General features: G+C 45.6%; 23 protein-coding genes and 1 tRNA gene. 15 read left to right on the forward strand and 9 right to left on the reverse strand.

Annotation, left to right across the window (positions count from 1 at the left end; all coding sequences use genetic code 11):
* Window positions 1-268 (forward strand): beta-eliminating lyase-related protein (locus tag AB5542_RS17435; protein WP_368243265.1); only part of this gene is annotated, 268 nt, incomplete at its 5' end.
* A 54-nt stretch (window positions 269-322) separates the two neighbouring features.
* Here the strand turns inward: AB5542_RS17435 and tpx are convergent.
* The 7 genes from tpx to AB5542_RS17470 all read right to left on the reverse strand — a co-directional run bounded on the left by tpx (window position 323) and on the right by AB5542_RS17470 (window position 5,864).
* The gene (gene tpx, locus AB5542_RS17440) at window positions 323-826 is read right to left on the reverse strand and encodes a thiol peroxidase (protein WP_118302039.1); all 504 of its coding nucleotides are present in this window, start codon (window positions 824-826) and stop codon (window positions 323-325) included.
* A gap of 359 nt (window positions 827-1,185) precedes the next feature.
* Window positions 1,186-1,259 (reverse strand) — tRNA-Arg (locus AB5542_RS17445).
* A gap of 696 nt (window positions 1,260-1,955) precedes the next feature.
* A complete protein-coding gene (locus AB5542_RS17450) occupies window positions 1,956-2,813 on the reverse strand; it encodes a PhzF family phenazine biosynthesis protein (RefSeq protein WP_087422688.1) in 858 nt (285 codons plus the stop codon).
* A 103-nt stretch (window positions 2,814-2,916) separates the two neighbouring features.
* Window positions 2,917-3,669, reverse strand: a complete 753-nt coding sequence (locus AB5542_RS17455; protein ID WP_279040700.1) for a methyltransferase family protein — start codon at window positions 3,667-3,669, stop codon at window positions 2,917-2,919.
* A 58-nt stretch (window positions 3,670-3,727) separates the two neighbouring features.
* A complete protein-coding gene (locus AB5542_RS17460; RefSeq protein ID WP_229782484.1) occupies window positions 3,728-4,780 on the reverse strand; it encodes a sensor histidine kinase in 1,053 nt (350 codons plus the stop codon).
* Window positions 4,777-5,451 (reverse strand): response regulator transcription factor, encoded by a 675-nt coding sequence (locus tag AB5542_RS17465; RefSeq protein ID WP_279040699.1) that lies wholly within the window; start codon window positions 5,449-5,451, stop codon window positions 4,777-4,779. Before AB5542_RS17465 ends, AB5542_RS17460 begins: the two co-directional genes overlap by 4 nt.
* Window positions 5,448-5,864 carry an EamA family transporter gene (locus AB5542_RS17470; protein WP_279040698.1) on the reverse strand — a complete coding sequence of 139 codons (417 nt, stop codon included), beginning with the start codon at window positions 5,862-5,864 and terminating at the stop codon, window positions 5,448-5,450. The genes AB5542_RS17465 and AB5542_RS17470 overlap by 4 nt, the downstream gene beginning before the upstream one ends.
* Window positions 5,865-6,076: 212 nt before the next feature.
* Between AB5542_RS17470 and AB5542_RS17475 the strand changes: the two genes are divergently transcribed.
* The 4 genes from AB5542_RS17475 to AB5542_RS17490 are packed head-to-tail and all read left to right on the forward strand — an operon-like array spanning window position 6,077 to window position 9,727.
* Window positions 6,077-6,373: an ArsR/SmtB family transcription factor gene (locus tag AB5542_RS17475; RefSeq protein WP_087422711.1), complete on the forward strand. Its 297-nt coding sequence runs from the start codon at window positions 6,077-6,079 to the stop codon at window positions 6,371-6,373.
* Window positions 6,374-6,432: 59 nt separating this feature from the next.
* Window positions 6,433-6,735, forward strand: coding sequence for a thioredoxin (trxA, locus tag AB5542_RS17480; protein ID WP_087422683.1), 303 nt, complete (start codon window positions 6,433-6,435; stop codon window positions 6,733-6,735).
* Window positions 6,736-6,754: 19 nt separating this feature from the next.
* Complete coding sequence (locus AB5542_RS17485; RefSeq protein ID WP_279040695.1) at window positions 6,755-9,205, forward strand: DsrE/DsrF/DrsH-like family protein; 2,451 nt, start codon at window positions 6,755-6,757, stop codon at window positions 9,203-9,205.
* A gap of 27 nt (window positions 9,206-9,232) precedes the next feature.
* Window positions 9,233-9,727, forward strand: a complete 495-nt coding sequence (locus AB5542_RS17490; protein WP_270593167.1) for a YdeI/OmpD-associated family protein — start codon at window positions 9,233-9,235, stop codon at window positions 9,725-9,727.
* Window positions 9,728-9,759: 32 nt separating this feature from the next.
* On the opposite strand, the gene AB5542_RS17495 is transcribed toward AB5542_RS17490, so the two are convergent.
* Complete coding sequence (locus AB5542_RS17495) at window positions 9,760-10,290, reverse strand: C40 family peptidase (RefSeq protein ID WP_279040694.1); 531 nt, start codon at window positions 10,288-10,290, stop codon at window positions 9,760-9,762.
* 145 nt (window positions 10,291-10,435) lie between these two features.
* Here AB5542_RS17495 and AB5542_RS17500 point away from each other — a divergent pair, with 145 nt between their 5' ends.
* From AB5542_RS17500 to AB5542_RS17510, 3 genes are all read left to right on the forward strand, one after another.
* Window positions 10,436-11,029 carry an ACP phosphodiesterase gene (locus tag AB5542_RS17500; RefSeq protein ID WP_279040693.1) on the forward strand — a complete coding sequence of 198 codons (594 nt, stop codon included), beginning with the start codon at window positions 10,436-10,438 and terminating at the stop codon, window positions 11,027-11,029.
* Window positions 11,030-11,051: 22 nt separating this feature from the next.
* On the forward strand, window positions 11,052-11,900 hold the full coding sequence (locus tag AB5542_RS17505; protein ID WP_087422679.1) for a mechanosensitive ion channel family protein: 849 nt from the start codon (window positions 11,052-11,054) through the stop codon (window positions 11,898-11,900).
* Between the two features lie 360 nt (window positions 11,901-12,260).
* Window positions 12,261-13,904 (forward strand): B12-binding domain-containing radical SAM protein, encoded by a 1,644-nt coding sequence (locus AB5542_RS17510; RefSeq protein WP_279040692.1) that lies wholly within the window; start codon window positions 12,261-12,263, stop codon window positions 13,902-13,904.
* Between the two features lie 191 nt (window positions 13,905-14,095).
* Here AB5542_RS17510 and AB5542_RS17515 read toward each other — a convergent pair whose 3' ends face one another.
* Window positions 14,096-14,683, reverse strand: a complete 588-nt coding sequence (locus tag AB5542_RS17515; RefSeq protein WP_279040691.1) for an anthranilate synthase component II — start codon at window positions 14,681-14,683, stop codon at window positions 14,096-14,098.
* A gap of 110 nt (window positions 14,684-14,793) precedes the next feature.
* Between AB5542_RS17515 and AB5542_RS17520 the strand changes: the two genes are divergently transcribed.
* From AB5542_RS17520 to AB5542_RS17550, 7 genes are all read left to right on the forward strand, one after another.
* On the forward strand, window positions 14,794-16,020 hold the full coding sequence (locus AB5542_RS17520; RefSeq protein WP_279040689.1) for an MFS transporter: 1,227 nt from the start codon (window positions 14,794-14,796) through the stop codon (window positions 16,018-16,020).
* 2 nt (window positions 16,021-16,022) lie between these two features.
* Complete coding sequence (locus AB5542_RS17525; protein ID WP_279040688.1) at window positions 16,023-16,778, forward strand: lysophospholipid acyltransferase family protein; 756 nt, start codon at window positions 16,023-16,025, stop codon at window positions 16,776-16,778.
* A 14-nt stretch (window positions 16,779-16,792) separates the two neighbouring features.
* Window positions 16,793-17,782 (forward strand): aminodeoxychorismate synthase component I, encoded by a 990-nt coding sequence (locus AB5542_RS17530; protein WP_279040686.1) that lies wholly within the window; start codon window positions 16,793-16,795, stop codon window positions 17,780-17,782.
* A 15-nt stretch (window positions 17,783-17,797) separates the two neighbouring features.
* Window positions 17,798-18,397 carry an aminotransferase class IV gene (locus tag AB5542_RS17535; protein WP_118302051.1) on the forward strand — a complete coding sequence of 200 codons (600 nt, stop codon included), beginning with the start codon at window positions 17,798-17,800 and terminating at the stop codon, window positions 18,395-18,397.
* A 422-nt stretch (window positions 18,398-18,819) separates the two neighbouring features.
* On the forward strand, window positions 18,820-19,266 hold the full coding sequence (gene mraZ / locus AB5542_RS17540) for a division/cell wall cluster transcriptional repressor MraZ (RefSeq protein WP_118302052.1): 447 nt from the start codon (window positions 18,820-18,822) through the stop codon (window positions 19,264-19,266).
* 70 nt (window positions 19,267-19,336) lie between these two features.
* Window positions 19,337-20,251, forward strand: coding sequence for a 16S rRNA (cytosine(1402)-N(4))-methyltransferase RsmH (gene rsmH, locus AB5542_RS17545; protein ID WP_279041231.1), 915 nt, complete (start codon window positions 19,337-19,339; stop codon window positions 20,249-20,251).
* 110 nt (window positions 20,252-20,361) lie between these two features.
* Complete coding sequence (locus tag AB5542_RS17550) at window positions 20,362-20,739, forward strand: FtsL-like putative cell division protein (protein ID WP_118302054.1); 378 nt, start codon at window positions 20,362-20,364, stop codon at window positions 20,737-20,739.
* Window positions 20,740-20,780 lie beyond the last annotated feature (41 nt).

Here is a 20,780-nt window from a genome sequence, read left to right on the forward strand (position 1 = left end):
GTACTTGGAGGCAGGTATTCGCGGTTGCGAGATCGGTTATATTTTGGCTGACCGTGATCCGGTAACTCGTGAGAATCGTTTCGGTGGTTTAGATCTTCTTCGTTTAGCTATCCCGAGAAGAGTGTACACGAACAACCACATGGACGTGATTGCCGTTGCTTTGAAGAATGTATTTGATCGTCGTGAGCAGATTACTCGTGGTTTCCAAATTACTTGGGAAGCACCGTTAATGCGTCACTTCACTGTTCAGTTGGAGCGTGCTAAATAAAAAGAAAAGGGGCGAAAGCCCCTTTTTGTTTGTAAAGTTCATAAACTTTATGAACTATTTCTTTAAGCTAGCTAAAGCAGCATCATAGTTAGGTTCATGAGTGATTTCCGGAACGAGTTCTTCGTAAATGATCTTTCCGTTTTCATCAATAACGACAACGGAGCGAGCCAATAATCCGGCTAAAGGTCCATCTACCATTTCCACTCCATATTTGTCACCGAAAGCATGATCTCTGAATGCAGAAAGAGGAATTACTTTGTCAATTCCTTCTGTGGTACAGAAACGAGCGTGTGCAAAAGGAAGATCTTTAGAGATTGCCAATACAATCGTATTGTCCATTTCAGCAGCAAGTTTATTGAACGTACGTACGGATGTTGCGCATACGCTGGTGTCAAGACTGGGGAAAATATTTAGAACAACGCGTTTACCTTTTTCGCTTGCCAAGGTTAATTCAGATAAATCCGTTTTTACTAATGAGAAATCGGGTGCTACAGAACCAACTGAAGGTAGATTACCTTTTGTATTTATACTATTGCCTGCTAATGTTATTTTTGCCATAGTGTTTTAAATTTTAATGTTTGACTTATTATCGTTTTTCAAATATATAATTTTAATCTTGTTTCGCAAAAAGAAAATTCATAGCTTGTTTTACGGGAGTTTTGAAATAAAGTTTTACGAAAGCGAATGAAATTTTGTCTTTGTTAAGTGTTGTTTTATTATAGAGTTATTTAGAATAGAATAAAGATATGAGCGTGAGGGGAATTAGGAAGTCTGGTAATATAATCCACGTGTTACCCGGGTTGAGGTTTCGTTTTTTATATCTCCTTCACGTGTAATGATCCGCCATTGATTAGAAATGTTGAAAAAGGAATAATGGTTACTAGCAAAAAAGCGACTACTTTCGTAATCGCCTTTTGTGATCCGGTTGGGATTCGAACCCAAGACCTACGGCTTAGAAGGCCGTTGCTCTATCCAGCTGAGCTACCGAACCGAGTGTCATTTATTTTTGACGGTGCAAAGATAGCGGTTTATCGTATAAATACAAACTTTGGAAAGCATTTTTTTAGTTTAAACTAAGAACTTGTTGAAATTTCGTGTTGATAAGATAAAAATGTTGGGTGTTAGGTATTCAAAAGCTAGGTCATTCAAAGATTTAAGATTACCGCATCATTAAATGACCATGAATAGGATTTATCTAACGACCTTGCAAGAAGAGGAATTTTCGAGCCCATATGTCTTTTTTAAGATCAACTACCTCAACACAAGTAAGTTAACGTAATAAGAGAGTTGCTACTCCTATAATACGCTGTTACACTATTGTTTGGCTAGGTCTTCTCCGTGCTTTCTCCGTGCTTTCTCCGTGTCACTTGCGAGTGATCGCCGGAGAAAATACATTTGAGTGCGGCACGAATCGAGACGGAGACATATAGGAACATTGAAGGAACATTGGCATGACCTAGAGGTGATCAAACAACGACGAGATTTTGTTCAACAAAATTTAAACAGGCTTTAAACTTTTGCGAGAATAAATATACCAATATTTCTGTGGAGGGGTTCAATACTCAAATTGAAACTTTTAGATCTCTATTTAGAGGAGTAAAGCATATTCCATACTTTTTGTTTTAGACCTACGAATATTTATGCTTGAAGCCCCTAAAATACTGGTTGATCCAAAATAGTTGGTTAATTAAGATATAATATCTTTGTCCAGTATGCCTTCTATAATTCCGTCTCCACCAACTCTGACGCCAAGAATATCAGAATCCGTCTTTAGCTCAACAATGATTCTGGAAACACTAGAAAGATTATGTCCTTGTTCAAAGATGTACCTTTGTGGTCTTATCCCAAGATTGTGAAGGTAACAAGCTAAGGCGCAATTGGAGGTTCCTGTTGCGGCCTCTTCGTTGATACCGTAAAGTGGAGCGAAATTCCGGCAAACGGCTGTGGATGCATTGTCTATATCAGATTCCGTGAGTGCGAAACAGTGAATTCCAATGCATTTCATTTCTTTGCTCAAAATAGATATTTCATTGAAATCCGGGACCATAGTTTCCAATACATTCGGTGCTGAAATCGGCATAATTATATCTCTCAATCCGGTTGAAACGATACGTACCGGAAAACGTTCGTCTAAAGAAAGAGGATGGAAACATCGGACAAGTCGTTCATTAGAAATAATATCGAAAAAAGAGGGCTTGTTCTGTTCCATAAAGATAAGACCGTCATCGTTTATCCACACTTTCAATCGTCCTGCGGCAGTTTCAATAATGTATTCTGTTTTTTGTAGTCTTCCGAGATTCCGAAGAGCGACAAAAGAAGCAATAGTGGCATGACCACAAAGAGGTACTTCACCTTTAGGAGTAAAATACTCCAATTTGAAGTCAGCTTTGTTGGAGGCAGACAAGAAAACTGTTTCTGAATAACCGAGACTTGCTGCTAATGCAATTTTTTTACTAGAATCGGGAATAAACTCATCGAGTAGGACGCCGGCTTTATTTCCTCCGGAACCATTCATGCTGAATGCACTTACCACGTATATTTTCATCGCATAAATAATTGCTTAATATCTATTGCGAAGTTAAAAAACTTTTTTGGGAATAGATGATTTACCCCGTGTTAAACAAATAAACACGGGGTTTGTGGTGTTGTTAGCGTCCTTTTTCGTCTAGTAGTCGGGTCTGTTTCTTTAAATATTTTAAAATACAATAGAGGATGCCGCTTGCGATGGCTAGTATTATTAGAAGATAATTGTATTGGGTACTTTTTTCCAGCCATACCTTGATGCAGTCAAATCCCATGAAGATAAGACATAAGGCGAAGAGACCGTTTTTCTCTTTCTTCAAAACCTTCTTCCATGAAAAAGGCAGGGTGGGTGGGACGAATGATTTGAAATTAGGTAAGATCGTTGGTGTTATTTCAGCCCAGTTGATATAAGCAACACCAAATTTGTTTCGTAAAAATTGTTCTTCCGCGTACATGATACGTTCGTAGTAAAGCCAGTAGGCCAGTACGAAAATGGAGATAAACCCGATATTGCAGGTTAGTAAGGAGATCCCCAACCACGTTAGGAAGTTACCCAAGTAAAGCGGATGACGGACGATAGAATATATACCCGTTTGATTTAAGCTATCTGCTACTTGGTTTTGGGTGTTTCTGCCCGAAGTGCCGGCGGGAGTGTGTCCGACCGTGTACACCCGGATAAAGATTCCTGCTAAGCTGATAAATAAGCACAGGTTTTCGTAGTGGTGCCAATAAAATTCGATTTTATTGAAGAGTGTTCCCGGAGCATGGATCGTGTAGATATAGACCAATACTCCAATACTTAAAATTGTGATCGGCAAGATACTTCTGTATCTGAACAACCAGTTTCCTTGTAATTCTAATTCTTCTTGTAAAGCCATAATAAATTTATTTTATGGCAGTAAAAGTAGAACCTGATTTTGTGGGAAATTTGAAGATTTAAAAGTGTACTGTAAAATAATGTTTATTATTTTCGTGGTGATACTGGATGCTCCAACTGTGGTAGTCACAGATTGCTTTCACGATAGCTAGTCCCAGTCCATTTCCCTGTATCTTTTCAGTGGGGTGATAGAAACGATTGAATATAAGTTTACTATCTAAGGGCATCTCGTTGGAAGTATTGGAAATGGTTAACTCGTTTTCTTTTATCGTGATGGTTATTTCTCCCTCCGGTAGATTGTATCGGACGGCATTAACAATCAAGTTGTTAATCATGCTTTCCAGTAAGGATTTATTCCCGTTAACGATCAATTCCGGGATTTGAAAATCCTTGCGAAGCGTGATTCCTTCGGTCATATTTTCCAAAAAGGGAAGAAGTTCTTCTAAGGTTGTCATCACATTGATAACACTCATCTGATTGTACTGTTTATTGTCTATTTTAGCTAATAACAAAAGATTTCGGTTCAGGCGTGATAAGCGGCCGGATATTTGGTATAATCCCTGCATCATTTCCGCTTGTTGTTCCGTCAGATCGGGGAACTGGAGCAGAACATCCAGTTTGCTCTGAAAAGCTGCTAATGGGGTTTGGAGTTCGTGCGAGGCATTTTCGGTGAATTCTTTTTGGACTTTATAGCTTTTTAGACTGTTGGTCATCATTCGGTTTAACGATTGATTCAATTGGTTGAATTCCTTGATGTCGCTGGCGGGTAACAGAGGGATAGTTTCGCTTTCCAGCTTGAAATGTTCAAGTTGTTTTAGCGTATCTTCGAAAGGTTTCCATAAACGTTTGGAGACGAAACGGGTCATGAGTATAATGGCAATGCCTAATACCCCGCTGATTAAGGCGAATTGTATCATCACGCCTTGCATGATGTCCTGTTCCAGATCGAGTTCCGGAATGGGTTGATTTTGTTGCGTGGCCTCTATAATATCAATCATGTCTTCCGCGTAATAGTGCTTGGTCAAGAGATAAAACAGGGGTGTCGCCAGCAATAAAATGATGATGGTACACACGATGAACTGTGTCAATGTTTTGTTGAGGAGGCTTTTCATTCTAACCATTTGTATCCGGTTCCATAAACGTTTTTAATCGATTCTTTGCAACCTTTTTCGGCCAGTTTGGCTTTTAGGTTTTTGATGTGCGTGTAAACAAAATCGTGACTATCCAACATATCAGCCATGTCACCGCTCAAGTGTTCGGCAATGGCGCTTTTGGAAATGACTTTGTTTTTATTACTGATAAAGAAAAGTAATAGTTCATATTCCGTGCGTGTCAGTATGATGAGTTGGTCGTTTACCGACACGGACTTGCTCAGCAGGTTGATCGTGATGTTATTGCTTTGTAAGAGGTTGTTGCTGGAAAATTCTTTCCGGCGTATGATGGCGTAAATACGCATACTTAATTCCGATAAGTGGAATGGTTTGGCGAGATAATCATCTGCCCCGATTTCCAAACCGTTTATTTTGTCGTCCAAAGAGTCTTTGGCAGATATGATGATTACTCCAACCGGGTTGTTTTTATGCCTTATTTCCCGAAGGACATCAAGCCCGTTTCCACCCGGTAGCATCAAGTCCAGAAGTATGCAGTCATAGTCGTATAAATTGATTTTGTCTTTTGCCTCATCATACGTGAATGCTTGTTCGCATAGATAATTTTCTGAACTGAGATAGGTCACGATGCTGTTTGACAAATCCCGTTCGTCTTCAATGATCAGTAGTTTCATTTGATAAGCATTAGCACACTTCCACCCGTGATGAGTAAAGCACCGATGATGACCTTTAAACTAACCGGTTCTTTCAATAGGATGAAAGAGAGAAAAATGGTGATGACTACGCTTAATTTATCTATCGGGGCAACACGTGATACTTCCCCGCTTTGCAACGCTTTGAAATAAAAGAGCCATGAAAGCCCGGTAGCTATCCCGGAAAAAATTAGGAATACCCAAGCGTGACGGCTGATGTCTTTTATTTCTCCCATGTGTGTGCCGAACAACACTATGCCCCAAGTTATCACTAGGATGACGGAGGTACGGATGGCTGTTGCCAGATCTGAATTTATGTCTTTTACTCCGATCTTCGCAAATATTGCCGTTAACGCAGCAAAAAGGGCCGATAATAATGCGTAATATTTCCACATAAGTCAATGATCATTTGTCGGTTACAAAATTACGGATTTTAGCGAGATAACTTTATTGTATATTGTTTTTTTGTGACAAAATTAGGAGGGAATATTGTAGAAATTTTGAAGATGGAGAGATATTTAAGGCAAATGGGGTGTGTTAAATATTCTTTATAGTGTTGTATATTCAAATGTATGTTTATATATTTGTATGTTCAAAAAAGGAGAATATGGAAACAGAATGTTTTACACAAGAAGAATTGGAAAAGTTAGCTTACGTGTTGAAAGCGGTGGCACACCCGAATCGGTTGAAAATTATATGCTTGCTCTCGAAAAACGGTGAGATGAGCGTGTCGGATATATGTGACCGGATGGGATGTAGTCAGGCGTTGATTTCGCATCATCTGACAGATATGCAAGCAAAGGGAATCCTGTTGATTCGGCGGGAGGGGCGTAATGCTTTTTATAGTATGGCGAGTGATCATGTCACGGAGGCCATGCGGTGCATGATGAAATGCACGAAGTAAGTCCGTGAACTTTACGGGGGAACGGACGTTATAAGTAATATAAATTAAAATGTGATATTATGGATAAATTCAATGAGTTGATTAATGGAGAAAAGCCGGTATTGGTGGACTTTTTTGCCACGTGGTGTGGGCCGTGTAAGATGATGCATCCGATTTTGGAGGATGTGAAAAAGAGGCTGGGGGATAAGGTGATCATCTTGAAGATAGACGTGGATGTGCCAGCTAACCGGCAACCGGTGTACTTGTATCATATCCAGTCGGTGCCCACGTTGATGTTGTTTAAACAGGGAAAGGTGTTGTGGAATAATAGCGGGGTGGTCCAAGCATCACAGTTACAGGAAATAATTGAAAAATATATATAATTCTAAAAGTTAAGCGTGTATGAAATATCTGATTGTTGGTGGTGTGGCGGGTGGTGCCTCAACGGCAGCCCGTTTGCGTAGACTCGATGAGAGTGCTGAAATTATTATGTTCGAGAGAGGTGATTATATCTCTTATGCCAATTGCGGTTTACCTTATTATATAGGGGAGGTGATTTACGAGCGGGAGAAACTTTTCGTGCAAACACCGGAAAGTTTTGCCGCACGATTTAATATTGAGGCTCGGGTGCGTTCGGAAGTGGAGCGTGTAAACCCGGAAAAGAAAACAATCACGGTCCATAATTTGGATTCGGGAGGACTTTATGAAGAGACATATGATAAATTGATCTTGTCACCGGGAGCGGCTCCGGTTCGTCCACCGTTAGAGGGGATTGACACGGAAGGAATTTTTACCTTACGTAACGTGAATGATACGGATCGGGTGAAGGGGTATATCGAGGAGCATGACGTGAAACGGGCGTTGATCGTGGGGGCCGGATTTATTGGGTTGGAGATGGCGGAGAACCTGCATGAATATGGGATTCAAGTGTCGGTCGTGGAAATGGCAGATCAAGTGATGACTCCGGTGGATTACGAGATTGCTACTGCGGTACACCAGCATTTTAAGTCGAAAGGTGTTGGGCTTCATTTACAGGAGGCAGTAACAGCGTTTCGGCCTGTGGAGGGTGGTATTGACGTGGTGTTGAAAAGCGGGTTGGTGTTGCGAGTTGATATGGTAGTGCTTTCTATCGGGGTACGGCCGGATGTGAAATTAGCACGTGAGGCCGGATTGGAGATTGGGGAGATGGGAGGAATTAAGGTAAATGAATTTTTACAGACTTCTCAGCCGGATATTTATGCTGTGGGTGATGCAATCGAGTTCCCGAACCCGGTGAGTGGTCGTCCAGCGCTGGCGTTTTTAGCGGGACCGGCCAATAAACAGGGACGTATCTGTGCGGACAACGTGGTGAATGGCAATCATCAAAAATATAAAGGCTCTATCACTACAGCCATTGCCAAGGTTTTCGACTTGACTGTGGGGGCAACCGGGTTGTCAGCAAAGATGTTGGATCGTCTGCAAATTCCTTATAAAGAGGCCATCGTGCATGGTGCATCTCATGCCGGGTATTATCCGGGGGCGATTATGATGGATATAAAGATTAACTTCTCACCGGAAGATGGGAAGTTGCTGGGCGCCCAAGCCGTGGGTATTGATGGGGTGGATAAACGGTTGGAAATGATGTCAGCCGTAATTCGGAATGGTGGGACAATTTATGATTTGATGGAATTGGAACAAGCATACGCACCACCTTATTCATCAGCGAAGGACCCGGTGAATATGGCAGGTTTTGTGGCGGATAATATGTTGAGTGGGAAAGTGAAGATGATTAGTTGGCGGGAATTGAAAGATATGGACCGATCCAAAGTGATGCTGGTGGACGTACGTACGGCCGAGGAGTTTGCGATGGGAAGTATCGAGGGAGCCGTGAATATTTCCTTGGATGGTTCACGGGGAGAATACCAAAAATTGCCGAAAGATCGGACAATCGTGGTGTTCTGTGCCATCGGATTACGGGGGTATATTGCAGCCCGGGTATTGATGCAACACGGTTATGATGTGGTGAACTTGAATGGAGGTTATAAGACGTATTCAACAGCGATGGCGGAACAATGTAATCCGATAAAATATTCGGAACCGGAACCGAAAAAGCCGGTGGAAGTGAAAGCTCCGGAGAAAGTGGTGGAGAAGAAATCCCTCATGATAGATGCTTGCGGCTTACAATGTCCGGGACCCGTGATGAAGTTGAAGGGTGGGATGGAGCAATTGAAGGTTGGGGAACGTTTGGAGATTAAAGTGACCGATCAGGGGTTTTCCCGGGATGTGGCATCATGGGCGAAGATGACGGGAAACCAGTTGGTGGATGTGAAGGAAGAAAAGGGTATAATTACGGCCGTGTTGGAGAAAGGGGCAGGAGTTTGTCCCGTGGTGAAGGAAGGGGCGGGGAACAACAAGACGCTGATCGTGTTCAGTGATGATCTGGATAAGGCGTTGGCGTCGTTTGTTATCGCGAACGGGGCGGCATCGACGGGGCGGAAGGTAACGATGTTTTTCACCTTCTGGGGGTTGAATGTGATCCGGAAAGAGCGTGCCGATGCCGTGAAGAAAGACACGATGGGCAAGATGTTCGGGATGATGATGCCTGCTGGAAGTCGTAAGTTGTCTTTATCGAAGATGAATATGATGGGGATGGGAACCCGGATGATGCGGAAGGTGATGCGTAATAAGCAAATTGATTCGTTGGAGAGTTTGATTGAACAGGCCCGGAACAATGGGGTTGAGTTCATTGCCTGCCAGATGTCCATGGACGTGATGGGGATCACGAAAGAGGAGTTGATTGATGGGGTGAATGTTGGCGGTGTGGCGACTTATCTAGAGCGGGCGGAGGATGCAAACGTGAATCTGTTTGTTTGATAGTATTGAATATAACGAAATGACAAGATGGAAAGGCCATTAGTAGATAAGTTGTATTTGCTTGAAAAAACTCCCGGTAAGGGAGGTTGGACTTATACGGTAATTCCCGAAATACCACAGGATAAACATTCCCCTTTTGGTTGGGTGAAAGTGAAAGGAAGTATTGATGGGGTTGAGTTTAAAAAGCATCATTTAATGCCAATGGGGAATGGGATGTTGGGGCTTTCTGTCAAATCAGAGATCCGTAAGAAGATTAAAAAGGAAGCGGGGGATTATGTACACGTCATTCTGTATCTTGATGACGAGAGGTTGGAAGTTCCTAAGGACTTGTTGGTGTGCTTGCAGGATGAACCGGAAGCGTTGTGTTTCTTTAATTCGCTGAATGAGAACGAGCAATATTGTTATATTAAATGGATTTATGCTGCAAAGACTGATCAGGTAAGAGTGACTAGGATTGCTAAGGCTCTCGATCGACTAGCGAAGAAACAGAAATACTATGACAAAAATAGTGATGATGAATGAGGGGGCAATAAAGGTTATTCCGGCAGATCGTATTACCATACTCTGCCGGATTTACGCCACCCTTTTTTATAGTAATTTTCGCTTAGGTGGTTGACCATGACACCTTTTGATGTGCTGGCATGAGCGAAGTAACCGTTTTTGAGGTAGATTCCCATGTGGTTGAGGGGTCTTTTCTTCCGCTTGGAGAAATTGAAAAAGACAAGATCACCCGGTTTCAAACGGTGTTTCCCGATGCGCTGGCAGTCCTTGTTGTAGATATTAACGACTGTGCGTTGTAGGGATTTGTGGTAAACGTTTTTATACACGGCTCCCACGAATCCCGAACAATCGGCACCCGTACGAGTGGTTCCACCATACCGATAGGGAGTTCCTAGCCATCGACTGACTTCTTCCAGTAAGGGTAGATCATCTTTCCGATTCACCGTGAATCCTAATTTACGGGATAGCTGTGCGGTTTTACTTTTTTGGATAGCGAGTTGTTTGGATGAGGTACAGGACGAAAAGGCGAGGGTCAGTAAAAGAATCCCGATATATAACGTGTTAAATTTAAATGTTCTATTCATATTCAATTAGTTACCAATAATGTCAACAAAGATAGAGAATTCGGGAGAAGGGTTCGTCTTTTTTGTTATTTTTGTTTTTAGATCGGTGTTAAAAAAAGTCCGAAAAACTTGAAACTTGTTATAGGGTAAAAACGTAAACCAAGGAATGAATTATTTAGCACATATATTCCTCTCGGGAAATAATCGGAAAGTTCAGATCGGGAACTTTGTTGGGGATGCTGTTAAGGGGCGGACTTACGAGAATTATCCGTCGGGTTTTCGGGAGGGAATTCTGTTACACCGGGAGATTGATCATTACACGGATCATCATCCTGTAGTTCGGGAGGCGATAGATATGTTGCGAGGTGATTTCGGACGTTATTCCGGCGTTTTGACGGATATTTATTTTGATCATTTACTGGCAAGGGATTTTCGACGTTATTCCGGACGGTCATTGAGATGGTTTGCTTGTGGTTTTTATGGGGCGTTAGTCTTGAATTATCGTCATTTGCCAGAGCGGTTTAAAGGGTTCCTTTGGCATTTTATCTTGACAAATCGGTTGGTGCGTTATGCATCCCTTTCCGGGATTAAACGTTCGCTGGAAATCATGGTGGAGTACAAGAATCTGGGAGTTGATCCGGAGGCGGCCATCGTCTTTTTCGAGAGGAATCAGGATCGGTTACAGGAGTTGTTCGATCGTTTCCTGCCGGATGTTCAAGAGAAATGTCGTATGATGTTGGAGGCGGATATAAGTTGTTAATCATTAATATAAATTTAGGTGTATGGAAGAATTATTGACAAGTCCTTCTAATGTGTCATTAGATGTGTTCTTAACTAAGATGATCGATTTGGGAATATCGGTCGGTTCTAAGATTTTGTTGGCTATCGTGGTGTTCCTTGTGGGACGCTGGATTGTCCGGCGATTGAACAAGTTGTTGGCGAAGATATTGGAAAAACGTCATGTGGAGGCTTCTTTGTCTACGTTCGTGAAGAGTTTGGTGAATATCACGTTAACGTTGTTGTTGATTATCGTGGTGATTGGAGTGTTGGGTATCGAGACCAGCTCGTTTATAGCCTTGTTTGCATCTGCCGGTGTTGCCATTGGTATGGCATTGAGCGGTACGTTACAGAATTTCGCCGGAGGGGTAATGATTTTGTTGTTCAAGCCGTTTAAGGTTGGAGATACGATTGAGGCTCAGGGACAGAGTGGTACGGTGAGGGAGATTCAGATATTTAACACGATTCTGGCGACTCCCGATAATAAGATTATCATTATCCCGAATGGCGGTTTGTCAACGGGGTTGATGAAAAACTATTCACGGGAGGCTACTCGCCGTGTGGATTGGGAGTTCGGAATTGCTTACGGGGATGATTACACGAAGGCGAAAGCCGTGATTGCCCGTTTACTGGATGCGGATGGACGTGTGTTGAAGGACCCGGCTTATTTTATTGCCTTGACTTCTTTGGGAGAGAGTTCGGTGAATATCGTGGTTCGTGCTTGGGTGAACGCCGGGGATTACTGGGGTGTTTATTTTGATATGAACGAGAAGGTGTACAAGACGTTCGCCGAGGAGAATCTGAATATTCCGTTCCCACAGTTGGATGTGCATTTGCATAAACAGGCAGAATAGGATTCTGCCGTTACAAGTTAACGGGTTACAGGTTACAAGTTATTTAAATAGAGGGACTGTCCAAAAGTCATTTCTTAAACTCCCTCCCCCCTTCGGGGTACTCCCTCTATAAACAGAGGGAGAGCTGAAATACTCCCTGTCTTCGGGAGGAGTCACCAGCTCCTCCTCTGTTTATAGAGGAGGTGGCACGAAGTGACGGAGGAGTTTTTTGAAATAAAATGACTTTTGGGACAGTTCCTTTTTTGTGTTGTTCTGGAACTTTTTTTCTTATGGAAAAAGCGTTAGCTTTGCGGGGTAGGGAAGGAGAGGGGGAAAGGTACTTGTAACTCGCCGGAGGCGAACACTAAAATAGAAATTGTTATGTTACTTCTTTGGTTGGATTTGAATTCTTCGTATGCTCATTCTTCATTGGCTCTTCCGGCTATTCATGCTCAAGTGGAAGGAAAGGAGGGGAATGTGGAATGGAGGAAGGTTTCAGCGACGATCAATTCAAATGTGGGGAGTGTGGTGGCCGAGATTGTGGCGGCCCGGCCCGATGTGGTGGCGGCGACGGCGTGGTTGTTCACGCATGAGGTGTTATTGAAGATCACGGCTCGGGTGAAGGCGTTGTTACCGGAATGTACCATTATATTCGGGGGACCGGAGATGTTGGGGGATAATGAGGAGTATTTGCGTCGGAATCGGCATGTGGCTTGCGTGTTTCGGGGAGAAGGTGAGTTGGGATTTCACGAGTGGCTGGGGGTGTACGATTGTCCTTCCCGGTGGAATGAGGTTGTGGGGCTGTGTTGGTTGGATGCGGAGGGTGTGTATCATGATGGGGGATTGGCAAGGGTGATGGAGTTCGATCAGTTGATGATTCCGGAACATAGTCGTTTTTTCGATTGGACAAAGCCTTTCGTGCAGTTGGAAACGACGAGAGGGTGTTTTAATACTTGTGCTTTTTGCGTGAGTGGGGCGGAGAAACCCGTGCGGGTGTTGTCCGTGGAGCGTATTCGGGAACGCCTGACTGTTATTCGGGATCATGGTATTCGGGATATTCGGTTGTTGGATCGTACTTTTAACGGGTCTTCCCAGAGGGCGATCCGTTTGCTGGAGTTGTTCAGGGAGTTTGCTCCGGGGATGCGTTTTCATTTGGAGATTCATCCGGCGTTGCTTTCCGATGAGGTGAAGGAGTTGTTGCGGGAGTTGCCTGCCGGGTTGTTGCATCTGGAGGCGGGGATTCAAAGTTTACGGGAGAATGTGTTACAGGCTTGTCGGCGAATCGGTGATTTGCAGGCGGCTTTGGATGGGCTGCGTTATTTGGCGTCATTACCTAATTTGGTGGTACACGCTGATTTGATTGCCGGGTTACCACTATATTCTTTAGAACAGATGATCGAGGATGTGCGGGTGCTGGCTGGTTTCGGAACGGGAGAGATCCAGTTGGAGTTGTTGAAATTATTACCCGGAACGGCGATGCGTGCGGAGGCAGAGGTTTTGGGAATTGTCTATTCCCCGGACGTGCCGTACGAGGTGTTGCAGACGAAAGCGATGTCGGTGGAGGATTTGCGTCAAGCCCGGTTGTTGTCTCGTTTGCTGGATGGTTTTTATAATGCTTTGGCATGGCAGGAAGTGACCCGTAAGTTGATCGGGCATGATGAATGTTTCCTGTCGGATTTTCTACGCTGGATGGAGGAACGGGAGTTGTTGGAGCAACCGCTTAGTTTGGAACGACGGGGGGCGTTGCTGTACGAGTTTTGCGAGGAACGGTACCCGATGTTTCTGACTGATATTTCGGTAGCGTGGATTGTTGCGGGGATTCCTTTTGCTAAGGAACCGAGTAAGCGGCTGAAACCGTGGAGTAAAGATGTTCCGGGGGATGTGGTGAACGTGATGGGGGAATACGAGAGTGTGATGCGGGTGTATTATTTATCGGGGGAAAAGGAGGAATTCTGGTTCGGTTTCGATCGGGGAAAATCGGCGTCAAGGCCATTGTACGTGGGGAAAAGGGTGAGGGGATTTTAGATTCCGGTTGCGGGGGCAAATGATTGGGGTTTATAAGGTTCATAAAGTTTATAAGGTTTATAAGGTTCATAAGGTTTATGGACCCCTGCGGGGCGCTTTGTCAACGGCAGCTTGAACTGCCTTAAAACATTGTCCGAAGGACACCCGTGACTTTATGAACCTTATGAACTTTATAAACCTTATAAACTTTTTTATTCATTTATCCAGTTGTTAATTATTTGGCAGCCTTGGCGGGTGATGATGGATTCGGGGTGATATTGAACGCCTCGGATGGGGAGGGTTGTGTGGTAGAAGGACATGATGTGACCTTCTTCGTCGAGGGCACTGATGCGGAGGCATGAGGGGAGTGTGTGAGGGTTCACGATCCATGAGTGGTACCGTCCTACTTGCACGGGATAGGTGAGGCCGTGGTAGAGAATGTCGGTGGGATCGACGATTGTGAGGGGACTTTCGTGGCCGTGTTTGGGGAGAGGCAGTTGTTGCAAGCTGGCACCGAAGGATTCGGCGATGGCTTGGTGGCCGAGGCATACACCGAGGATGTCGTGAGTGTTTTTACAATGCTCGATGAGTGCGAGAAGTTCTCCGGCCTCGGCTGGAATTCCCGGTCCGGGAGATAATAGGATCTTGTCGTAGCGGCTGAGCGAGGAAAAGTCGATTTGGTCGTTATAAACGATGTCGAATTGGCAGTGTTCGTTTTCCCGGAGGATTTGGACGAGGTTATAGACGAACGAGTCATGATTATCAATGACAAGTATATTTTTTATTTTTGAATTCTCCATGCCGTGGCTTTCTTTGTGAGGTGGATGACCTGTTTTCTCCCGCGAAAGTAGGAATTCGGGGGAAAATAAACTACTTTTGGCTGTTGTGTTTTATCATATAAGTTGTGATTATGGCGAAGAGAAAGAATTGGTTTTCCCTGTTTTTCACGAATTATCTGGGAGTTTTGAATGATAATTTCCTGAAGACGCTGGCGTGTTTTATTTGCATTGCTTGGGTGGGGAAGGAGAACGAGTCGATGGTGGTGACGCTGGCATCGGCGGCATTGGTGATACCGTATTTGCTGTTTTCCCCGTTGGCGGGACGATTGGCGAAGATATATAAAAAGCGAAAGATTGTGGTTTGGGCGAAGTTTGCCGAGATGCTGATTATGGTCGTAGCTGCGGCCGGGTTCTTGACGCACTCGACGGGACTGGTGTTGTCGTCCATTTTGTTGATGGGGTTGCAGAGTGCGCTGTTTTCTCCTTCGAAGTACGGGCTGATTCGTGACATCGGGGGTGAAGAGGGGATTTCTTACGGTTCCGGGGCTATGGAGATGTTCGCTTTCGTGGGTATTCTGACAGGGACGTTGATGGCGGCCTTTTTGTCGGAGAGCGTGACGATCCCGGTGCTGTGCGTGATCCTGTTCGGGGTGGCGTTGTTCGGTTGGTTGTCGAGTCTGACGATTCGAGCGAACGAGAGCGAACCGATGAAGGAGAGCCACGAGACGTTGAATCCCGTGAAGTTTGTGAAAGATATGTTCGTGCGGGCGTTGGCGTTCAAGGGGTTGAATCTGGTGGTTGTGGGACTGGCCACGTTTTGGTTTATCGGTTCGATGATCCAAATGGTGCTTATCGTGTACTGCCGTTCGGATTTGGGGATGAACGATTCGGAGACGGGTATCGTGATGTCGTTGGCTGCCGTGGGAATCGGGGCGGGATGTTATCTTGCCGGGGTGTTGTCCCGTCGGGACGTGGAGTTGGGATTGGTGCCGTATGGAGGGATCACAACGGGATTGACGTTGCTGGCGATATTCGTTTTTGACGCTCACGGGGTGACGTTCGGTGTACTCGTGTTCCTCGCCGCGTTTTTCAGCGGGATGTTCAAGGTGCCGCTGGATGCTTGGATTCAAGCGAACGTGAAGGGGCGGGAGCTGGGGGATATGCTGGCTTACTCGAACCTGATCACTTTTCTGTTCATGTTGATGGCATCGGGGTGTTTCGGGGGGATGACGATGTTTTTCGACACGAAGTACGTGTTTATTTTTCTTGCCGTGCTGACGTTCGCGATCACGATTGTTTTGTTCTCGTGCGTGGAGGAGGTGAGGGTAAGGTTTAAGAAGTTTAGATTAAAGAGTTAGATATGGGTTATAAAAAGGTAGTGGCGGCCTTTTACCGGGGTGTTTTGAGCGCCCGTTACCGGGTGCGCCTTGAGGGGGCGGGGTTACTGGCCGAGCGGCGGGCAACGTTGTTTTTGCCTAATCATCAGGCGTCGGTCGATCCGCAGATTGTTTGTTCTCAGTTGTTGCGTTACGTGGATGTGTCGCCGTTGGTGACGGAAGGGTATTTTAAGATCCCGTTGGTGGCTCAGGTATTGCACTTGATGAACGCGGTGCGGGTACCGGATTTGGAGAAGAGCCGCCGGGGGGTGGAGATCGTGGCGGGGTTGAACCGGGTGGTGATTGATGCTTTGGTGGCGGGGCATAACGTGTTGCTTTACCCGGCCGGGCAGTTGACGAATGGCGGGTTGGAGCGTGTGGGGAACAAACAGGGGGCTTGGCAGGTGTGCCACCAGTTGCCGGAGGGTACGCGTGTTGTGGGTATGCGTATCCGGGGGTTGTGGGGGAGTATGTGGTCAAGGGCCAAGACGGGGCGCTCGCCGAATTTCGCGTGGACTTATCTGAAAGGGATTTTTTACGTGCTGGCGAATTTGCTGTTTTTCGTGCCTCGGCGTGACGTGACGATTACTTTCGAGGACATTACCGATGACGCGGTGCGTTATGCCGCGGAGGGACGGCAGCCGTTCAATCGTTTCTTGGAGAGTTTTTATAATGCTCCGGGTGAGGAGCAACCTTTGTTTTTAAAACATTTCTTTTACGTGAGGGGTCGGGGCCACTGACCGTTTTTTGGGTTATGAGTATGATTACTGCAAACGAGGTTCGGGTGTGCATGAACGAGGCGGGAGCCCGGCGGGAACCGTTTTTGTTCGGTGTTGATTTCGAGTTGTCGGAAGGCTTTTTCGTGTCCGACCCGTTGGGACAGCAAGAGATTCTTTTCGAGGCCGGGGGTGTCACTAATTCTCCGGTGAGGGAAGAAATGTCGGGGGAGGTGTTGGAACGAGTGTTTTCCCCGAATCCGGTGGCGTACGAGGCTTACCGGGAGAAGTTTGCCGCGGTGCGGGAGGGATTGGCTCGGGGCGATTCTTTTTTGTTGAACCTGACGGTGGCGACGGGGTTGGAGACGGACTGGACGTTGGAAGAGATTTTCCACCGGGCCTGGTCGCCTTACCGTTTGTTGGTTCCGGGGCGATTTGTCTGTTTCTCGCCGGAGATTTTCGTGCGGGTGGATGAGGGGGTGATTTCTTCTTACCCGATGAAGGGAACGATTGATGCCTCGGTGCCTGATGCGGGGCGGGTGATTCTGGAGGATTACAAGGAGCGTTCGGAGCATAACACGATCGTGGATTTGATCCGGAATGATCTTAACCGGGTGGCGGAACGGGTGGACGTGCGGCGTTTCCGGTATATCGATCGTTTGCGGGTGAGCCGGGGGGAGATTCTCCAAGTGAGTTCGGAGGTGACGGGACGGTTGACGGGGGATTATTATTCCCGTTTGGGGGAGGTGGTTTTCGGGATGTTGCCTGCCGGGTCTATTTCGGGTGCGCCGAAACCTTCGACGTTACGTATTATTGCCCGGGCAGAGGGTGAACGGAGAGGGTTTTACACGGGTGTCTTCGGGTATTTTGACGGGAAGAGGTTGGATTCGGCGGTGATGATTCGCTATATAGAGGTGCGTGACGGGCGGTATTATTTCCGTAGTGGCGGGGGAATCACGATTAACAGTGAGTGCCGGGCGGAGTACGAGGAGGTGCTGGCAAAGGTGTATCTTCCGTTTGATAAGTGATTTAAATAATTTGTTATGGAGCGTTTTATCGAGACGATCAAGGTGCTGGACGGGCAGTTTTATAATCTGGAAGCCCACGAGCGAAGGGCTAGGGTGACGGCGGAGGCCTTTTTCGGGAAGCCTCTCGCGTGGGAGGTCGGGCGGATGGTTATTCCGGCCACGATGTGTTCCGGGTTGGTGAAGTGCCGGGTGGTGTATGATTCGGAGGTCCGGGAGGTGAGTTTTCAGCCTTACGTGATGAGGCGGATCAGGAGTTTACGACTGGTGAACGGGGATGGTGTGGATTACCGCTACAAATCGACGGATCGGTCGGTGTTTGCCCGTTTGCTGGAAAAGCGGGGAGAGTGTGATGACGTGTTGATCGTGCGGGATGGGTGGGTGACCGATACCTCTTTTACGAACGTGGTGTTCGAGGATGCGGGTGGCGGCCTTTACACGCCGGAGACTTGTTTGCTTGAGGGGACTAGGCGGCAGAGTTTGTTGGACGAGGGGAGGATTCAGGCGTGTCCGATTCGGGTGGAGGATATTCGCTATTTCCGGAGGGTGTTTCTTGTGAATGCAATGATCGGGATAGAAGATGAAATTAGTGTTCCAGTGGTGAATATTGTGGAGTAAGAATTTCGTGGTTCTGACACGGGTTTATTGTAAACTTTTTTCAGGATAATACACGGTGTTTACCCGTTGCATATTCGATGTACTTAGGGGTTAAAGACGTATCAACTTCGTTACAAAGACGTATCAAAGACGTTCATGAGTGTGTTTGTATCGAAGTTAATAGGTTTTTACTCTATAATTATCTGGTGATTATCTTAGGTATTCATCCTTTCTTCATTTGATGATGTGTGGTGATATTATATTCTCACACTTGATGAATGTATAATTGTTATAATTTATACTTTTCGTTTTGTTGAATATAATATGGTGATCTATATACATGGTTTTTAGTGTATTGTTGTTTTTGTTATAAAAAAGTGGGGGAAAGTGGTTTAAAGTGGGAAATAATTTTATAACTTTACATCACAAATTAGGGAAGTAATATGTTGTCATTTATTGGAGATTATACATGCAAGCTAGATAGCAAGGGACGAGCTGTTGTTCCGGCTGTTTTCCGGAAGGAAATGCAGGCGGCGGGAGAGGTGTCGTTTGTGATGCGGCGGAATATTTTCGATGAATGTATTGACGTTTACCCGAAGGATGAGTGGTTGAAGTTGATCGCGGGATTGAGGGAGAAGTTGAGCCAGTTTAACCGGGAACAGGTGCGTTTTTTTCGGGAGTTTTTCCGGGGGGCGCAGGAGGTGGAACTGGACGGGAACGGGCGCGTGTTGATTCCGCGTAAGATGCTGGATAGTATCGGTATCGAAGGAGATGAGATCGTGATGGTAGGGCAGGATTCGAAAATCGAGATTTGGGGTAAAATAAAGTATGAAGAGAGTACGATGAATACGGATGAATTTGTACTTTTGACGTCGCAAATCGGTTTGTAGGGCTGATGGATTAATTGCCTATCGACGAGATGTTTATGTTTTTATTTTTTAACTTTAAATTTGTGTAACCATGTATCACGTGCCGGTATTGTTGGAAGAGTCCGTTTCGGGGTTGAATATTGATCCGGATGGGGTGTATCTTGATTTGACTTTCGGGGGCGGTGGTCATTCGAGAGAGATATTAAAACGATTGAAGGATGGTTGCCTGATCGGTTTCGATCAGGATTCCGACGCGCTGGCTAACGTGCCGGATGATAGTCGGTTTATTTTCGTGAATCATAATTTCAGGTATCTGCGGAATTTCTTGAGGTACTGCGGGTACGACGAGGCAGACGGGATTCTGGCCGACTTGGGCGTGTCGTCGCACGAGTTTGACGAGGCGGGGCGGGGGTTCTCCTTCCGGTTTGACGCAGAGTTGGACATGCGGATGAACCAGCGGAGCCGACTAAAGGCCACGGATATTCTGAATACATATAGCGAGGAGGATTTGACCCGGATTTTCAGGAACTACGGGGAGGTGGATAACGTGAGACGGTTGGTTGACCTGATCGTGAAGGCCCGGACGGAGAAGATGATCACTCGCTCGGAGGAGTTTTTGCAGGTGATCGCTCCCTGCGTGCCGAAACAGAAGGAGAAGAAGTACTTGGCGCAGGTGTATCAGGCTTTGCGTATCGAGGTAAACGGAGAGTTGGAGGCGTTGGAGGATATGTTGAAGGAGGCGGAGCGGGCGTTGCGTCCCGGTGGTCGGTTGGTGGTGATCACGTATCACTCGTTGGAAGACCGGATCGTGAAGAATTTTTTGAAGAGCGGTAATTTCGAGGGGAAGGTGGAGAAGGATTTTTATGGTCACGTGAAACGGAATTTTGAGTTGGTGAACCGGAAGGTGATCGTGCCGTCGGAAGAGGAGATCGAGAGAAACCCGAGAGCGAGAAGTGCAAAGTTGCGGATCGCGGAAAAACGGAAAGACGAAAAGATGATTAAGTGATTAGGTGATTTGTGATTGAGTGATTGATGAAGTGATTTTAATCACCCAATCATCGAATCGGCAATTACGGAATCTTTTTCATTTTAAACTTTAAATTTTAAATGAATTGAATGATGTGGTTTAAGAAAAAGAAGGTAAAGGATTTTGTGCCACCGTTGCAGGAACAGAAGGAGGTGCTGGGGGATTCGATGAAGGAGTTGCTGGATGGGCGTTTGTTGGCGGATACCGTGTTGCGTAAAAACATCGGGTTTATTCTTTTCCTGACTTTTTTGGGAATCGTTTATATCGCTAACGGGTATGCAACGGAGAAGTTGTACATGAAGAAGGTGAGCATGGAGAAGGAGTTGAGCGAGTTGCGTTTCGAGTCGATCACGACAGCCTCGGAGTTGATGAGGATCAGTGTTCCCTCGGAGGTGGAAAAACGGATTCAGGAGGCGGGGTTGGATTTAGTGCAGAGTAAGGAACCGCCTACCAAAATCACGAGGTGATTTTGGTAGATAAAAGATAAAAACTAAAAGATAAAAGTGGA

It is taken from the genome of Butyricimonas sp. RTP31003st1_G1_RTP31003_210430 (genome assembly GCF_040920905.1).
GTDB classification, from domain to species: Bacteria; Bacteroidota; Bacteroidia; order Bacteroidales; family Marinifilaceae; genus Butyricimonas; species Butyricimonas paravirosa.

Coding starts and splice junctions, on each gene's coding strand:
- AB5542_RS17530 (WP_279040686.1), top strand. CDS start 16,793: ATGAGTATGATTACTGCAAACGAGGTTCGGGTGTGCATGAACGAGGCG.
- AB5542_RS17495 (WP_279040694.1), bottom strand. CDS start 10,290: ATGAATAGAACATTTAAATTTAACACGTTATATATCGGGATTCTTTTA.
- AB5542_RS17475 (WP_087422711.1), top strand. CDS start 6,077: ATGGAAACAGAATGTTTTACACAAGAAGAATTGGAAAAGTTAGCTTAC.
- tpx (WP_118302039.1), bottom strand. CDS start 826: ATGGCAAAAATAACATTAGCAGGCAATAGTATAAATACAAAAGGTAAT.
- trxA (WP_087422683.1), top strand. CDS start 6,433: ATGGATAAATTCAATGAGTTGATTAATGGAGAAAAGCCGGTATTGGTG.
- AB5542_RS17470 (WP_279040698.1), bottom strand. CDS start 5,864: ATGTGGAAATATTACGCATTATTATCGGCCCTTTTTGCTGCGTTAACG.
- AB5542_RS17515 (WP_279040691.1), bottom strand. CDS start 14,683: ATGGAGAATTCAAAAATAAAAAATATACTTGTCATTGATAATCATGAC.
- AB5542_RS17460 (WP_229782484.1), bottom strand. CDS start 4,780: ATGAAAAGCCTCCTCAACAAAACATTGACACAGTTCATCGTGTGTACC.
- AB5542_RS17535 (WP_118302051.1), top strand. CDS start 17,798: ATGGAGCGTTTTATCGAGACGATCAAGGTGCTGGACGGGCAGTTTTAT.
- AB5542_RS17505 (WP_087422679.1), top strand. CDS start 11,052: ATGGAAGAATTATTGACAAGTCCTTCTAATGTGTCATTAGATGTGTTC.
- AB5542_RS17550 (WP_118302054.1), top strand. CDS start 20,362: ATGATGTGGTTTAAGAAAAAGAAGGTAAAGGATTTTGTGCCACCGTTG.
- AB5542_RS17455 (WP_279040700.1), bottom strand. CDS start 3,669: ATGGCTTTACAAGAAGAATTAGAATTACAAGGAAACTGGTTGTTCAGA.
- AB5542_RS17465 (WP_279040699.1), bottom strand. CDS start 5,451: ATGAAACTACTGATCATTGAAGACGAACGGGATTTGTCAAACAGCATC.
- AB5542_RS17525 (WP_279040688.1), top strand. CDS start 16,023: ATGGGTTATAAAAAGGTAGTGGCGGCCTTTTACCGGGGTGTTTTGAGC.
- AB5542_RS17450 (WP_087422688.1), bottom strand. CDS start 2,813: ATGAAAATATACGTGGTAAGTGCATTCAGCATGAATGGTTCCGGAGGA.
- AB5542_RS17520 (WP_279040689.1), top strand. CDS start 14,794: ATGGCGAAGAGAAAGAATTGGTTTTCCCTGTTTTTCACGAATTATCTG.
- rsmH (WP_279041231.1), top strand. CDS start 19,337: ATGTATCACGTGCCGGTATTGTTGGAAGAGTCCGTTTCGGGGTTGAAT.
- AB5542_RS17500 (WP_279040693.1), top strand. CDS start 10,436: ATGAATTATTTAGCACATATATTCCTCTCGGGAAATAATCGGAAAGTT.
- AB5542_RS17485 (WP_279040695.1), top strand. CDS start 6,755: ATGAAATATCTGATTGTTGGTGGTGTGGCGGGTGGTGCCTCAACGGCA.
- AB5542_RS17490 (WP_270593167.1), top strand. CDS start 9,233: ATGGAAAGGCCATTAGTAGATAAGTTGTATTTGCTTGAAAAAACTCCC.
- mraZ (WP_118302052.1), top strand. CDS start 18,820: ATGTTGTCATTTATTGGAGATTATACATGCAAGCTAGATAGCAAGGGA.
- AB5542_RS17510 (WP_279040692.1), top strand. CDS start 12,261: ATGTTACTTCTTTGGTTGGATTTGAATTCTTCGTATGCTCATTCTTCA.